Origin of the sequence: uncultured Marivirga sp., from assembly GCF_963974845.1 — a bacterium.
Taxonomy (GTDB): Bacteria; Bacteroidota; Bacteroidia; order Cytophagales; family Cyclobacteriaceae; genus Marivirga; species Marivirga harenae.
Map to the genome: position 1 here is coordinate 46,957 of NZ_CAXBEQ010000011.1, position 15,823 is coordinate 62,779.

Consider the following 15,823-nt stretch of genomic DNA (forward strand, 5'->3'; position numbering starts at 1 on the left):
CACCTATGACTTATCAAGATTTTTTACAGATTGTAATGTATGAAGATAATCACCTATTGGTGGTAAATAAACCTTCAGGGATGTTGGTGCAAGGTGACCAAACTGGTGATACTCCAATTTCAGAACATGCTAAAGAATACATTGCAAAAAAGTATGATAAGCAAGGAAAAGTATTTTGTGGAACTCCTCACCGAATTGATAGGCCAGTAAGCGGAACATTGGTTTTAGCCAGGACTTCCAAAGCATTAGAAAGAGTTTCGAAATTGTTTCATGATGGGAAGGTAGACAAAACTTACTGGGCTATAACAGAAAAAAGACCGCCAAAAACAGAGGATACAATTACACATTGGCTAAAGAAAGATTCCAATAAAAACCTAACTCATGCACACCTGAGCGATAAAAAAGGAGGTCTAAAATCTACCTTATCCTATAGATTAGTTCGTGCCTTAGGGGACAGAAATTTAATTGAAGTAAAACCTCACACAGGTCGTCCACATCAAATCAGAGTGCAATTGGCCAGAATTGGATGTCCAATTATTGGAGATGTTAAGTATGGGTTCCCTAAACCAACCAAGGACGGTTCTATTGCATTGCATGCAAGAGCAATTAGCTTCGAACACCCTGTTAAGAAAGAACCTTTTAATGTGGTAAGTCCTATTCCAAAAGCCTTTGTGTGGTCTTTTTTCGAAGATGTGATCTAGTTCTTAAGAGGGGTGATTTTACCATTGATGTAATTACCATTGTATTCATGTTTGTTTTTTCTGAATTTCAATTAATATAAATTGTAATTATGAAAAACATACTTCTAGTCTGTTTTGCACTGTTCATCTCGTGTAATGCTTTAGCCCAAAATCATCAGAAGGATTCTATCGCCATAGCTGAAATTATTCATAATATTTTTGATGGAATGCGAGAATCAGACACTTCCAAAATGGCTCCATATATGCACCAAAATGTGAAAATGCAGAGCCTAAGCGTAGATGGTAAGGGAAATAAAGTCAGTCCATTAAATGGAGCTTCCGGATGGTTAGATGCAGTAGCAAACAACAAAGGCGAAATGTGGGATGAGCAAATTGAGAATTTAAGTATCCAATCTGATGGCACAGTAGCAAATGCTTGGATGGATTATAAATTTTATTTGGGAGAAAATTTAAGCCATTGCGGCATAAATTCATTTCAGTTCATCAAAATAGATGAAAATTGGAAAATTATTTATATCATTGATTCAAGAAAGAAAAACAATTGTAACTAAATTAAACTATAACCTAAATTTTAAACACATGGAAAATCAAGAAGAAGCAAATACAGGTCAACATTCAATAAAGTGGGGAATCATACTAGGATTAGTGTCCGTCATTATCACTCTGATAATATATTTGATTGATATAACAATGATGGTAGATTCATATATGCCATTTGTTTTGCTTATAATTTTTCTTGGTATTACGATTTATGCAGGTAGAGACTATCGGTCTAAAATCGGAGGCTATATGAGCTTCAAAGAAGCTTTTTTAAATGCTTTTGTGATTTTAGCTGTTGGGATATTTATTGGGACAGTATTTGATTATATCTTATATAATTTCATTGATCCTGAAATTATTCCAATCCTGGTTGAGGTTCAAATGGAAAATACAATGAAAGTAATGGAAGCTGTTGGAGGAGGGTCAAATACTGAAATGATTGATGGTATGGCGGAAGGAGTTGAGAAAGGATTCTCTTTACAAGGCCAAGCATTGGGGTATTTATGGAAATTAGTATTATGTGCCATTGGAGCTTTGATAGTTGGCGGGATCAACAAAAAGAAAAATAAAGAAGAAGAATTTTAATAGTACTGAAAATCTTGTTTTAAAGCCATTCAACAATAATTTGGATGGCTTTTTTGTTTTTTAGACTATCAGCTTTTTAAACCATTTAATTTATTTTCAGTATTTTAGATGGAGATATGATTATCTTAAAAAATATGCAATCAGTCGAAAATGTATGGGCTATTTACCTGCTCATATATTTAATGGCTATATTGTCAACCTTAAAATAAAGATATGATGAAATTTTTCAACAAGTCTTTTTACGTACTGACCATACTACTTATAAGTTTAATAGGAGCTTGTTCCACTAAAACGGACTCACAATCTCAAGATTTTTCTTACGACATTGAACCGGTAGATTTTGATTTTAACAAAATAAAAGAAAGAGGATACATCACTGCGGTAGTTGATAATAGTGCGACTAGTTATTTCATTTATAAAGGGCAACCGATGGGTTATGAATATGAAATGCTCAACTGGTTGGCTGAAGACTTAGGAGTGGAACTTAAAATTATCAAAGATAATAGTATTTCTTCGGCTCTTGAAAAAGTAAATAGAGGGGAGGCAGATATTGTGGCTTTTAATTTAACAGTGACTAAAGAAAGAAAGCGATACGTTGATTTTACGAATCCACTGTATTTTGCAAGACAGGTACTAGTTCAAAAAAAGCCAGAGAATTGGAGAGAAATGAAAATTCATGAAATAGAAAATGAGTTAATTAGAGACCCCATCCAGTTGACAGGAAAAGAAGTTCATGTTCGGAAGAGTTCTGCTTTTTCAGCCCGTTTGGCAAATCTTTCGGATGAGATAGGTGGAGATATAGTGATTATTGAAGATAGTAGCAGTTTGGAAGTAGAAACGTTAATCAAAATGGTGGCAGAAGGCGAGATAGATTATACGGTGGCAGATGAGGATGTAGCCATGTTGAATGCTACTTATTATCCTATAATTGATGTAAAAACACCAATTAGCTTTTCTCAACAGATTGCATGGGCTTTAAGGTCCAATGCGGACTCTCTGGAAAGTAATATTAACAATTGGTTGGAGGCTAGGCAAAAGGAAACGGACTACTATGTTATCTATAACAAGTATTTTAAAAATCTCAAACGCTCAGTTGACAGATCTTTTTCTGAATTTTCCTCTGTACAGGGAGAAAAGCTTTCTCCTTTTGATGAAGAGATAAAAGAGACTGCTGAAAATATTGGTTGGGATTGGAAATTATTGGCGGCTTTGATATATCAAGAAAGCAAATTTGATCCAAATGTAGAATCTTGGGCAGGGGCTAAGGGATTGATGCAGATGATGGTACCGACCGCTCGTGAATTTGGTGCAACTAACTTATTTGATCCAAGTGAAAGTTTATCAGCAGGCGGTAATTATATAAATTGGCTTCAACGCAATTTCAAGAAACATGTAAAAGACAGCGTGGAAAGACAGAAATTTGTAATTGCAGCATATAATGTGGGAATAGGCCATATGCAAGATGCGATCAGGCTTACCAAAAAATATGAAGGTGACCCAACGAAATGGGAGGATAATGTGGAAAAATACCTTCTTTTAAAATCGCAGAAAAAATATTATACGGATCCTGTTGTGAAATATGGGTATTGTAGAGGTGAGGAGCCGGTAAATTATGTCAGAGAAATTTTAGAAAGGTACCAGCAATATGTTTTATTGTTAACTTCACCAGAAGTTATTAAAAAATCGAACGCACCAGTTATCTAAAGCCGTGAACCTTAATAATAAAAATAATGTCAAAAATCGACCAACTATTTAAAGAATATACTCAAGACCGCTATATTAAATTAAATAGAGAGCAATTTGTATATATCGTCAATCTTTTTCCAGCTCTTCGTGTGGTAATGAGTGATGGCATAATGGATCAAGAAGAATGGATTACTGTTAAAAGACTTGCAAAAATTTTAGGAAACGAATTTGCCTCAGAAGACTTAGGAGAAGAAAAAGAAGAAAATTTGATGTTAATATACAGAGCCGAATTTCGGCATCTATTAAAAAACTTAGATAAATGGCAATCTAAATTTTTAACAGCTTTAAAGGATTATTTTAATGAAAATGTAACTTCAAAAGAGTTTGTTGTGGAGACCATGTACTTATTTGCAAGTGCCTCTGATGGTGTTTCTGTTGAAGAAAATGAAGTAATTGAATATTTGACTAAAGAATTGGAATTGGAGGATATTGAACTTTAAAATTGTACGAGCCTTGCTACTAATACGGTTTACTAATTATAATTGAAGAACTTTTTTTTAACGAACATAAAAAAAGCTTCATTGAAGATAAACTCAATGAAGCTTTTTACTTTTAGAATTATATAATGTCAGACAATTTCGTCAATCTATTATTTCCACATCTACAGTATTATCATCCTTTCTTCTATCAATCAGTTTATTAAGCGGATCAATCCCAGCAGTAATAGGCTCTTGCTTTACTGTCAGGGTAATGGTATGCTCACCAGGCTGGATCTTATGCTTTTCAAGATATAATGGATTTGTTCTGGTTCTGCCTTGCTCATCCTTATCTTGAGCTGCAAAAATGCCAATATCCATATAATCACCATCATAATCAGCCGGAGACTCTTGACCGGTGCTATCTGCGTAAAGTTTCTGCGAACTTATATTTAAAGTAACCTCATACAAATTATCATTCAGTTTCTTTGCAGAAGCGGTGATAGCTCGGTTTTCATAAAGTGTGATTTTCTTCCAGGTATCTTCCAAGTAGTATTTCAAGCTATCAGGAGTAACCAATTCAAAATGGCGATATAAATCGTGACTACCGGCAAAAGGAGGAGTTTCTTTATGTGCAAATTCATCTCTAAATCCTCTGATAGCTTTATTCATTGAACTATCACCAATAAAATCTCGCAAGCCATATAAAATTAAGCTTCCTTTTCTATACCATTGGTAAGATCTATTACAGTCAATAAAAACGTTTTCTTTTTTTGACTCAAATGCTCTTCCTCTCAAGTATCCATCTAGTTCGTCCTCAAGAAATGATTTCATGTTAGCCTTTCCATATTTCCTTTCACTCAAAATTAAGGCAGTATATTCTGCTAAAGATTCTGAGATAAGGTTAGCTCCGCGTGTAGAATTTGGTACTACTTGGTGTCCCCACCATTGGTGGGCCAATTCATGTGCTGTTACAAAATAGGCATAATCAAAATCATCAGGATCACTGAAATCAGCTATCCAGCCAAAGCCTTCAGAATAGGGGACAGTATTAGGAAAAGACTGAGCAAAATTCGCATACCTTGGGAATTCTAGAAGCCTCATTTGACGAAATTGATATGGCCCATATACGGTGGAAAAATATTCAATTCCATCTTTAAAAGCAGCTGAAAAGCGATCAAGATTGTAGTCGTGTGAAGCTAAATGGAAAATTTCTATATTAACATCACTTCCATTTGGAACCTTTGCTTTATCACTATAAACAGCATAGTCAGCTGATACAAGATTGTAAAACAAATCGATTTTAGAGTCCTGAACATAATGGAAATACCTTCTGTCTCCTTCGGTCCATTCCTTTTGCAAATAACCAGGAGCAATTGCAATTTGATCCGATGAAGTCCCAACCGTAGCTTCAAAAGTGACAAGATCTGCATCGTCATTGAATAACATAGTTCGCATTCCATATGGATCATCGTGCGGAGGTAAATCATCAATCTTTTCAGGAAGATCGTATTTCTTCCTCTTTTCATCACTGCTTAGTTCTGAGCCGCTGCTGTAGCCTATTGATGGCATGCTTTGACCAATGAATGTTCCATTGTAGACAATTTCTCTGGAATACCCACTATTGGCAAAGCCTTGATTAGTGAGTGCAGAATGTAATTCTAGCTCTAATGTATCACCAGGCATCAATGTTTTTGGCAAAGCATAGATTTTGTACCAAGGTTTTTCTTCCTTCTTTCCAAAAATTTGGAATTTAGGTTTATCGTAAGATAATGGGAAGCGATAGTCCAGCGTATCTTTATTATAGAGAGCATGAAAAAAAGTGGCCCCGGAAAAATTTAGATGCAAGGAGTCTATCGGTTCAGTGGTTTTATTCACCATTTCAACTAAGACTTTTGAGAAAGCATCTCGCTTTTTGGGGAAGATTTCCGCATCTACTTTCACGCTTACAATTTTGGGTTGTGCTATAAACTCATATTTCTTTAATTGTTTTTCGTAGTCCGCTTGTCGCTTTTCAGCTTCAGTAGATGTTATATATCCATTAGTGTACACCACCGTCTTAAAAATATAGCCGCCCAAAGCAATGGAAGTAAATAGTAGCACATAGGAAAGGATGGCTGTAGAATTTTTCAAACGGCCTTTACCTTGCTGCAATCGCTTTCGGAAATTGATATCTGAACCTCTTGCATAAAAGAGCGAGAAGAATAGAATAAGAAAAACACCGAAAGCAGTCCAGTATAAATTAAACCAAAGTAGCGGTGCACCAAAATGGCCTAAGCCATTCAAATCTGACCACAAATAACCGGGTTTATAAGAGAAAAAGAATAAGTTGAAATTGAAATCAGCGAAATCCCTGAGAACGATCATAACTAACCAAATTCCAATACTTACTGCATGCCCGGCAAATTTATTGTTGACTATTAAATGCACGGCAAAAACTAACATCAACATTTGCAGGTAATCAGGAAAGGAAATTAAGAAACTATCAACCAAATACACTCCAATGTCATAATTGTAGTAGCCTTTCAAAGTTTGTACTACCAAGCCTACAATTATAGGTAAAGAGGCTAATAGTAGGCAAATAGTAGCCATCCCTAAGAATTTGGAAGCAATCACTACGCCATCTTTTATTGGAAAGGTATCGCTGATTGATGAGTAGCCCGAGCTTTTGTCTCGGTGCAAAGTTTCTCCTCCAAAGAAGACTAATATGATAAATACAAAAACCACATAATCATAGCCTTTAAATTGCATCAAAAATGAAGTTGAGGGCTGGTTGGGTACACTATAGATAGTGGACCCAATCCAAAAATCAATTACCAGAAATACCAAACCCCCTAGAAGTATCGCTCTGAAGTAGCTATCCTTCAATACATTTTTAATCTCCAATTTGGACAGAGTAATTAAACTTCTTCTTTGATATATATTTGAAAATGAAGTGCTTACCTTTTTAAGGAGAGTTGTCGAAGTGAAATTCTCAACTGTTTCTGCTTTTGGCTTCTTGCTTGTTGCTTGAAAGAAGTATTTAAAACTGAATCGCAAGTAGGAAGCTATAAACAGAAAGAAACCAATTGAAATCCACAGTATTCTATTAATTAGTAAGTTTCCTGATATATCTACTCGATAAGAGTTTTGTTCGAACGGAGTCAAATACTCAACTTGAATAATAAATGAGTTAAGCCCTATTGGATCTAAAATTTGAACCAATTGTTTATTATCCAAATCATTTGATAAGAAATTGGTAAGCAGATAAATAATGAATACAATGATTCCTCCTGAATAAATGGCTTTAATATTTTTTGTAAAAATAATCAGCGCGAAAAAAAGAGTTGAGAAGAACCATAAGTTTGGCACCACTAAAGTAATCCAGGGATGGAAATAATTCATAAATAAATTGGGTCCATACCTTTCAGCAGGTGTCCATCCTGTAGCAGCTCCTATTATTGTCCCTAAATAAATCCCTATTACCACTCCCAATGATATAAATAGCAATGTCACAAATGAACCCCAAAAGCGACCCATGAAGTAGGCGTTTTTACTAATAGGTAAACTAAAAAGAAATGTCCCAGTCTTATGTTCAATATCCCTGTACATGGGAACACCCATTACTGCTGAGGCTATTAAAATACCAAAAAGAGACACAACGAGCATGAGATTTGCAATCGTGATTGGTGCATTATGAAATACTTTTTCTGTTGCCGGGGTGCTACCAGAGGCAAAAAGTAAGAGCGAAACAAGTAGCAATATTCCAAAGTACATATAGGTAGCAGGTCTGGAGAATCTGTACCTTAATTCAAATATGAATATGTTAAGCATAGCTGTGGATTTATAGTGTTATAGGATCAACTTTTTTAGAGATATGACTGAAATACACATCTTCAAGATTGGGTTCAACCTGTTCAAATCCATTACCAGGATTACTGTCAGCTTCTACTCTTAAGGCTAAATTACCTTCTTTCAATTTAGTGGAGATCACCTTATATTTAAGCTTATGCGCTTCTAGCTCATCTTTTTTAATGATCTTCGCAAAAATATTATGCTGTAACAGCTGTAAACCATCTGTTGGCTTTCCTTGCATTAAGACTTCTCCGTTACATATGATTGCCATATTGGAACAAAGCGTACTTACATCTTCCACTATGTGAGTTGATAGGATTATGATTGTGTTTTCGCCTATTTCACTAAGCAAATTATAGAAACGATTTCTTTCGGTCGGATCCAAACCAGCCGTTGGTTCATCTACAATAATCAAATTTGGATTTCCAGCAAGTGCCTGAGCAATTCCAAACCGTTGGCGCATTCCTCCAGAATAAGTGCCTAATGCTTTTTTTCTATGATCATAGAGGTTCACCTTTTCTAAAAGGCTATTTACTAGTTCTTTTCGCTCTGCTCTGTTTCCTACCCCTTTCATTTGCGCGATGTGATCCAGCATTACTTCTGCACTGATTTTTGGGTATAGACCAAAATCTTGAGGTAAATAACCCAATCGTTCTCTGATTGCCTGAGGATTTTCCATCACATTTAATTCATCGAGCATTATACTTCCTGAATCAGCATCCTGTAATGTTGCTATGGTTCGCATCAGCGTAGATTTTCCGGCTCCATTGGGACCCAATAAACCAAACATACCGGTTGGAATATTGAGTGAAACATCATTAAGAGCCTTAACTCCATTGGAGTAAGTTTTTGATAAATTTTGGATTGATAGTTGCATAATTTTTTATTGGATTATTTTAAAAATAAAACAATATAATTATTTTTTAATTAAGATAGTTGCACCTATGAAAGAGGAGTAGAACCTGATTAGAATGTAATTGGATCAAGGAATGAGTTTACAAGAGAAAGAGTAAGGAAGAAGGATTGTCGGGTCACTATCAACAGGACTAAGATATCGTTCTTATATTTTGGGGAAATTGATATGGTATTTGACTGCTAAGAGGCGTATAGTTACAATAAATGAAGCTGTGAAAATAAAGTTCAAATCTCTGTCAAGATGGAAGTAATTTAGTAGTAGATAAAGCATTCCTCCCAGCAAGCATGCACTGGCATAAATTTCTTTTCTAAAGATCACAGGAGTCTCGTTAACCAATGTATCACGAATAACCCCACCGAATACAGCGGAAAACATACCCATTATGGCAGCAATTTCCCATCTCACCCCCATCGATAGAGCTTTTTCTACTCCAGCAACGGTGAAAAGGGCAATCCCCATGGAGTCAAATAGACTTAGCGTTCTCCGCAGGTTTTGAAGAAACTTATTAAAAAAGCTGGTTAGTAGTACTCCAAATAAAATGGTATAAATAATATTCATGTCCCCCACCCATGAAAGTGGGTAACTTCCTAGCATTATATCTCGCAATGTTCCGCCACCAATAGCAGTGACAAAACCAGTAAATCCGGCACCAAACCAGTCTTCAGATTTGTCTTTTACTGCCAACGCACCTGAAATTGCAAAAACTAAAGTTCCAAGAAGTTCAAGTGCGTATTGTATTTGCATAATTCCTTATTAAAGAAAGCTACGGTCTGATTTTTTCTATTTTTGAGTGGGTCTCCAAATATACTGGAAGTGCGGCAGATCCGTACCAGTTATAAATATCATAGGCTAATAGGTTTGCCTTAATTGCGGGATCAGTTTGGAGAAGTTCTGCTACTTTAGCTTTGTCTTGCTCATCAAAAATAAAAATCCCTCGGTAATTTTTGTCATTTTTACCTAATGGGCCAGCTGCAATTATTTTTCCTGCTTCAGCTAGTCTGCTAATATTATCCAAATGACCTCTGAATAAGCTGTCAACTTCTGCCTTATCGTCAATATTTCCACCTCCGGTTTTTAACATCACTAAACTGTAAGATTTCATTCCATAATCATCAGCCCCTAATGAATCTGCTAATGCTTGATCGTAGGTTGAATTTTGTGAGTTTGCAAAAAAGGGGATACTCACCATCAATAAAACAAATATATTAATCTTCATGGCCTAAAATTTATGATGCTTTTATCGTAAAAAATTTTCAATCAAAGATAAAAATTCTTCTGGTTTTTCAGCATGAATCCAATGACCTGCCCCTTCTACCATTTCTATCTTTGCATTCGGGAAGAAATTATTGATCGCAATATGGTCTTCTGATTTAATATAATTAGAGTTTTTTCCACCGATAAAAAGTACTTCTTTTTCAGTAGTTAATCTTTTTTCCAATCCTTTACCCACCACTTCTATATTCTTTTCTAGAATCGGCAAATTTATTTTCCACTCGAATTCCTTTTTCTCATTCCTAGTAAGGTTTTTCAATAAAAATTGTCTCACACCCTTCTCAGGAACATATTCAGATAATTTTTTATCCGCATCACCTCTGGATTCAAGTTCGTCTAAATTCAAGCTGCAGAGTCCCTCTAATATGGAGTCATGGTGGACAGGATATGCCTTTGGAGCAATATCGACAACAACCAATTTATCAAATAGATCAGGATTTTGAACAGCGAAATACATGGCTGTCTTCCCACCCATTGAATGTCCTATAATATGTGGATGTTCAATATGATTTGATTCAATAAAGCCTTTCAAATCAGAAGCCATTGCTTCGTAATTGTGAACCTCATCATGTGGTGAGTCACCATGATTTCTTTGATCAACCAGGTACACCTTGAATTTTTCAGATAATTTTCTACCGATCGTCATCCAGTTGTCAGATGAACCAAATAATCCATGTAAAATAATCAGTGACTGATTACCATCACCTAGTTCTTTATAGTTTAATTCCATTTTTTTTAAGATTTTTAGAATCTAGATACTAGAACTTAGTATCAATACAATTTCAATATTTTCAAATTATTCTAACATTTATCATCCTTCCGCCAAACTTCCTACTTCCTACTTCTCAATCAAGCCTCTCTCAATTCTCTAAGATAAAGCTGAATGCTGTTCTCAAGTCCGAAGTATAATGCATCACAAACTAAGGCATGCCCAATGCTGACCTCATCCAAAAAAGGAATTTTTTCTTTTAAGAATTTTAAGTTTTCTAGGCTCAAATCGTGCCCAGCATTGATCCCTAAGCCTAGTTCCTTAGCTCTTTTGGCAGCCAAAACAAAGGGCGCAACAGCATCATCTCTATCCTTAGCGTAATTTGCTGCATAAGGTTCTGTGTAGAGTTCAATTCTGTCAGTCCCAACTTTCGCAGCATATTCAATTAGTTTTGGTTCTGTTCCAATAAAAACAGAAGTCCTAACTCCCATTCCTTTTAATTCAGAAATTATCTCTTTCAGAAAATCATGATTTTGTACCGTATCCCAACCAGCATTTGAGGTGAGAACTCCTGGCGGATCTGGGACTAAAGTAGCCTGAGCAGGTTTGTTTTTTTTAACTAAATCCAAAAACCTTTGATCTGGGTAGCCTTCTATATTAAATTCAGTTGTTACAATTGGTGCCAAATCATACACGTCTTGGGTGGTGATATGCCTTTCATCAGGCCGAGGATGAATTGTAATACCTTCGGCTCCAAAACGTTCGCAATCTTTAGCAACATTCACTACATTAGGGTTTTTTCCACCCCTTGCATTGCGCAAAGTGGCAATCTTATTGATATTGACGCTTAAGCGTGTCATAATTTTATTTTTATATGATAACTTTGTCGGCAAGATAATGATTTTAAAAATTTACTATGAGCTTAAAACAACAAATTGATACCGATATTAAAAATGCAATGAAAGCTAAAAATAAAGAAGAGCTTCAAGCATTACGATCTATTAAGTCGATGATTTTATTAGCTGAATCGGAAAAGGGTGCCGAAGAAAGTCTTTCCGAAGATGCTGAAATGAAACTATTAATGAAAGCCGCCAAACAAAGAAAAGAATCAGCAGAAACCTACAAAGCAAATGGTAGGGATGAATTGGCCAATGCTGAAATGCTCGAATTGCAGGTAATAGAAAAATACTTACCCAAGCAAATGTCTGAAGAAGAGTTAACCGAAAAATTGAAAGAAATAATACAAAATTTAGGTGCTTCAGGCCCACAAGATATGGGAAAAGTCATGGGGGTTGCTACCAAGGAACTAGCGGGAAAGGCCGATGGAAAAATGATTTCTCAATTAGTTAAGCAAATATTGACTTCTTGAAATCATCAAAGATTCTATCTGTCCATTAAAAATAACATCTTTAGATGAAAACACTTGATATCATTTTGTTGATACCCTTGTTTTTTGGTGCCTACTTAGGCTTTAAAAAAGGCTTGCTTTTGGAAATAGTTTCCTTATTAGCGCTAATTTTGGCGATTGTAGGCGCATTTAAGCTACTGGATTTTGGCATGGACGTATTACAGCCCTATTTTGAAAATTGGGAACAAGCTTTGCCAATAATATCTTTTGTGTTGTTGTTTATCGCAATTTTATTAATTGTGAATTTGGTAGGGAAAATTGTCAAAAAAATCCTTGATATGACCTTATTGGGGGGCTTGGATAATTTTGCTGGTGCTGTAATAGGTTTTTTAAAGTGGGCATTTGGTGTAAGCTTGATTCTTTGGCTAGGTGAATCTATAGATATTAGTATTTCAGCGGAAATGGCAGAAGGCACATACGTATATCCTATAATTGCTTCTATTGCTCCTTTCGTGGTGGATTTGATAGCAACATACTTGCCATTCATTCAGGATGTATTTAACCAGTTGAAATCTCAATTCATAATTTAATAGAGTCATTTAGTCAAATGTGTAGAGAAGGGACTTACGATTCATATATTCCCTTCCCACTGACAATTTGTTGAGAAATCACTCATCATATTCTGTAAAATAGCCTATGATTTTAATTATAGATAATTTTGATTCCTTTACTTTTAATTTGGTTGATTATTTCAAGCAATTAGGAAAGGAATGCGAAATTGTTAGAAATGATGTTCCACCCGAAAAGATTAAGTCGTACAATTATGAGGCCTTAGTTTTATCTCCAGGTCCGGGAAAACCGTTTGAGGCGGGCTATCTAATGGACTATATTCGTTTTTTTGAAAATGAATTACCCATCTTGGGGATCTGTTTAGGACATCAAGCCATTGCCAGCTATTTCGGGGCTCAGGTTATAAAAAGTATAAAACCTATGCATGGGAAGATTTCCAAAGTTAATATTCTGGTAAATGATAAGCTTTTCAAAGATATCATCAGTGAATATGAGGTGGTAAGGTACCATTCATTAGTAGTTAGTAATTTAGAAAAGACTATGCTTGTTCCCCTTGCAGTGACTACAGAAAATGAAAACATGATTTTTAAGCATAAAAATTTACCCATTTATGGCATTCAATATCATCCTGAAGCAGCACTTACTCAAAATGGTTTGAAAATTTTGGAGAATTGGATGGGTCTTTTAAAAACAAATAAGAAAGCTATTTTGAATAAATTACCGTAGTTTGAAGGAAATTGATATATTTAACCATAATATTTTTTTAATCGTTATAATGAAAATAAGTTTAATCTTTGGATTTTGAAATGCTGGATGCAGCTTTTCAAATTTAAAGTGAATTAAAATAAGTTATGAAAATACATAAAAAAGGAGAGTACAGTTATATTGATGAGGGAGCAGGAGAACCTTTAGTTTTATTGCACGGATTGTTTGGTGCATTAAGTAATTGGGAAGGTGTGGTAAATAAGTTTTCCCAAGAATATAGAGTGTTGATCCCTTTATTGCCCATTTATGAAATGCCTATCAAGCAAGCCGGACTGGGTGCTTTAACAGATTTTGTCGAAGGCTTTGTAGAGCAACAGAGCTTGGACCAAATGACCTTAATTGGGAATTCTTTAGGAGGTCATGTAGCGCTGATTTATACCCTCAGACATCCAGATCAAATAAAAAGATTAGTTTTGACTGGTAGTTCTGGTCTTTTTGAAAATACAATGGGTGGCTCTTTTCCAAAAAGGGGAAGCTACGATTACATTCAAGAAAGGGTGGCATATACTTTTTATGATCCGAAAACTGCTACAAAAGAATTGGTGGACGAAGTTTTTGAAACCACAAAAAGTATCCCAAAGTGTATGCGAATTGTAGCTATTGCCAAATCAGCGCAGAGGCATAATATGCGCGAAGATATTAAGAAAATTACGGCACCGACATTATTGGTGTGGGGCTTGAATGATACAATAACGCCACCGATGGTAGCTCATGAATTTGATAAGTTAATACCAAATACTACTTTAAAATTTGTAGATAAGTGCTGCCATGCTCCAATGATGGAGCATCCAGAGATTTTTAACAATTATCTAGATGAATGGTTAAAAAGTACTGAAATTGAAGCAACAGCATGACAATAGATTTGATAAACGATATGATCCCACCTCTGAAAATTACAGATGATGCTACAAAAGCATTAATTTGGATGGAGGAACTTAGGCTTCATGCGCTACCCGTGATAAAGGATAAAAAATTCTTGGGATTCTTAACCGAAGAAATGATCATGGATCATAATACCGTGGACGCTAAGGCCGGAGACTTTTTATTGAAAGGGGAAAATTGTTTCGTTTTTGAATATCAGCATACATATGAAGCAGTAAAAAAAGCAACGGATTTTGATTTCGAATGCGTTGTGATTTTGAATGATGACAATGAGTATCTAGGTGTTGTCGTGTTATCTGATGCTCTTTCCATATTTTCTCAATCGGCTTCAATCCAAAGTGAAGGAGGTGTAATTGTGCTTTCACTAAATCAGTCTGATTATTCATTGAGTGAAATAAGTAGGTTAATAGAGTCAAATGAAGCCCAGGTAATGGGGTCTAGCCTAAATATTGATAAAAATGAACCCACAAAATTTAGATTGACATTGAAGATCAATAAAATTGATTTGACTCACGTAATTGCTACTTTAGAGCGATTCGGCTACAAAGTAGTTGCCAAGTATCAAGAAGTAAAATCAATATCTAATGAAAAAGAAAGATTAGATATGTTAATGAGATATTTAGATGCCTGATTCGGTAAAAATTGCAATACATGGAAAGGTATTTAATGAAGAGGTAAAGCCATACATCAAAAAAGTGGTTGACTTTTTAATCTCTGCTAATGTTGAATTAATAGTTTCCCAATTATTTGCTGATAAATTTAGAAAAGCATTTCCAGAATATTCAAATTTCAGAATTTTCAAGCATTTGTTTGAATCGGACAATGTGGATTATCTGATCAGCTTAGGAGGAGATGGCACATTGTTGGAGGCTGTCAGCTATGTTGGTTCTATTGAAACTCCAATCTTGGGAATTAATACAGGGAGGTTAGGATTTTTGGCCACAACTCCCAAAAGTAAAATAGAAAAAGCCCTTTCTGACTTATTGAGTAAGAATTATAAAATTGATAGCAGAGCATTAATACGTTTAGAGACGGACTCAAAAGTGTTTGGCGCCACTCCATTTGCACTTAATGAATTTGCAATATTAAAGACAGATTCCTCATCTATGATCACCGTCCATACGTACGTTGACGGTGAATATTTGAATTCTTATTGGGCAGATGGATTGATTGTTGCTACACCAACTGGATCAACCGGTTATTCTTTAAGCTGTGGAGGCCCCATCATTTTACCTCATTCTAATAATTTTGTAATTACTCCAGTCAGTGCTCATAACTTGAATGTCAGGCCTTTAATTGTTTCAGACCAAAGTGTAATTTCATTCAAAATTGAAGGGCGTAGCAACAAATTTCTTGTATCCCTCGATTCAAAATCCCATTCTGTCGATTCTTCGATCAAAATGTCAGTTAGAAAAGGGGATTTTAAAGCTAAATTGATTACGTTTGACCAAATGAATTATTTTGATACTCTAAGGCAAAAGTTAAATTGGGGACTAGATTTAAGGAATTGAGTACCACTAATTTAAATTATTTGTCTTA

17 protein-coding genes are annotated in these 15,823 nt (G+C 35.3%); 11 read left to right on the top strand and 6 right to left on the bottom strand.

Annotation, left to right across the window (positions count from 1 at the left end):
* Nucleotides 1-5: 5 nt before the first annotated feature.
* The 5 genes from AAC601_RS18055 (at nt 6) to AAC601_RS18075 (ending at nt 4,012) form a co-directional block, all read left to right on the top strand.
* A complete protein-coding gene (locus AAC601_RS18055) occupies nt 6-701 on the top strand; it encodes an RNA pseudouridine synthase (protein ID WP_303271686.1) in 696 nt (231 codons plus the stop codon).
* Nucleotides 702-790: 89 nt separating this feature from the next.
* A complete protein-coding gene (locus AAC601_RS18060; RefSeq protein WP_303271687.1) occupies nt 791-1,252 on the top strand; it encodes a nuclear transport factor 2 family protein in 462 nt (153 codons plus the stop codon).
* A gap of 28 nt (nt 1,253-1,280) precedes the next feature.
* Nucleotides 1,281-1,826, top strand: coding sequence for a DUF4199 domain-containing protein (locus AAC601_RS18065; protein WP_340154038.1), 546 nt, complete (start codon nt 1,281-1,283; stop codon nt 1,824-1,826).
* A 213-nt stretch (nt 1,827-2,039) separates the two neighbouring features.
* On the top strand, nt 2,040-3,530 hold the full coding sequence (locus AAC601_RS18070; protein ID WP_340154039.1) for a transporter substrate-binding domain-containing protein: 1,491 nt from the start codon (nt 2,040-2,042) through the stop codon (nt 3,528-3,530).
* Between the two features lie 26 nt (nt 3,531-3,556).
* Nucleotides 3,557-4,012, top strand: coding sequence for a hypothetical protein (locus AAC601_RS18075; protein WP_340154040.1), 456 nt, complete (start codon nt 3,557-3,559; stop codon nt 4,010-4,012).
* Nucleotides 4,013-4,153: 141 nt separating this feature from the next.
* Here the strand turns inward: AAC601_RS18075 and AAC601_RS18080 are convergent, their stop codons facing one another.
* The 6 genes from AAC601_RS18080 to AAC601_RS18105 all read right to left on the bottom strand — a co-directional run bounded on the left by AAC601_RS18080 (nt 4,154) and on the right by AAC601_RS18105 (nt 11,579).
* Nucleotides 4,154-7,801 carry a M1 family aminopeptidase gene (locus tag AAC601_RS18080; protein WP_340154041.1) on the bottom strand — a complete coding sequence of 1,216 codons (3,648 nt, stop codon included), beginning with the start codon at nt 7,799-7,801 and terminating at the stop codon, nt 4,154-4,156.
* 10 nt (nt 7,802-7,811) lie between these two features.
* Nucleotides 7,812-8,699: an ABC transporter ATP-binding protein gene (locus AAC601_RS18085; protein ID WP_340154042.1), complete on the bottom strand. Its 888-nt coding sequence runs from the start codon at nt 8,697-8,699 to the stop codon at nt 7,812-7,814.
* 183 nt (nt 8,700-8,882) lie between these two features.
* The gene (locus AAC601_RS18090) at nt 8,883-9,482 is read right to left on the bottom strand and encodes a trimeric intracellular cation channel family protein (RefSeq protein ID WP_303271694.1); all 600 of its coding nucleotides are present in this window, start codon (nt 9,480-9,482) and stop codon (nt 8,883-8,885) included.
* A gap of 19 nt (nt 9,483-9,501) precedes the next feature.
* Nucleotides 9,502-9,954 (bottom strand): YciI family protein, encoded by a 453-nt coding sequence (locus AAC601_RS18095; protein WP_340154043.1) that lies wholly within the window; start codon nt 9,952-9,954, stop codon nt 9,502-9,504.
* Between the two features lie 21 nt (nt 9,955-9,975).
* The gene (locus AAC601_RS18100) at nt 9,976-10,740 is read right to left on the bottom strand and encodes an alpha/beta fold hydrolase (protein ID WP_303271696.1); all 765 of its coding nucleotides are present in this window, start codon (nt 10,738-10,740) and stop codon (nt 9,976-9,978) included.
* 119 nt (nt 10,741-10,859) lie between these two features.
* Nucleotides 10,860-11,579 carry a pyridoxine 5'-phosphate synthase gene (locus AAC601_RS18105; RefSeq protein WP_340154044.1) on the bottom strand — a complete coding sequence of 240 codons (720 nt, stop codon included), beginning with the start codon at nt 11,577-11,579 and terminating at the stop codon, nt 10,860-10,862.
* 56 nt (nt 11,580-11,635) lie between these two features.
* On the opposite strand from AAC601_RS18105, the gene AAC601_RS18110 reads away from it, so the two are divergent.
* The 6 genes from AAC601_RS18110 to AAC601_RS18135 all read left to right on the top strand — a co-directional run bounded on the left by AAC601_RS18110 (nt 11,636) and on the right by AAC601_RS18135 (nt 15,795).
* Nucleotides 11,636-12,088: a GatB/YqeY domain-containing protein gene (locus tag AAC601_RS18110; protein WP_303271698.1), complete on the top strand. Its 453-nt coding sequence runs from the start codon at nt 11,636-11,638 to the stop codon at nt 12,086-12,088.
* Between the two features lie 44 nt (nt 12,089-12,132).
* Nucleotides 12,133-12,657, top strand: coding sequence for a CvpA family protein (locus tag AAC601_RS18115; protein WP_340154045.1), 525 nt, complete (start codon nt 12,133-12,135; stop codon nt 12,655-12,657).
* Between the two features lie 106 nt (nt 12,658-12,763).
* Nucleotides 12,764-13,363, top strand: a complete 600-nt coding sequence (locus AAC601_RS18120; protein ID WP_303271700.1) for an aminodeoxychorismate/anthranilate synthase component II — start codon at nt 12,764-12,766, stop codon at nt 13,361-13,363.
* A 125-nt stretch (nt 13,364-13,488) separates the two neighbouring features.
* A complete protein-coding gene (locus AAC601_RS18125; protein WP_303271701.1) occupies nt 13,489-14,256 on the top strand; it encodes an alpha/beta hydrolase in 768 nt (255 codons plus the stop codon).
* Nucleotides 14,253-14,915, top strand: a complete 663-nt coding sequence (locus AAC601_RS18130; protein WP_340154046.1) for a CBS domain-containing protein — start codon at nt 14,253-14,255, stop codon at nt 14,913-14,915. The genes AAC601_RS18125 and AAC601_RS18130 overlap by 4 nt, the downstream gene beginning before the upstream one ends.
* The gene (locus tag AAC601_RS18135; RefSeq protein ID WP_303271703.1) at nt 14,908-15,795 is read left to right on the top strand and encodes an NAD kinase; all 888 of its coding nucleotides are present in this window, start codon (nt 14,908-14,910) and stop codon (nt 15,793-15,795) included. Before AAC601_RS18130 ends, AAC601_RS18135 begins: the two co-directional genes overlap by 8 nt.
* The last annotated feature ends 28 nt before the right edge of the window (nt 15,796-15,823 follow it).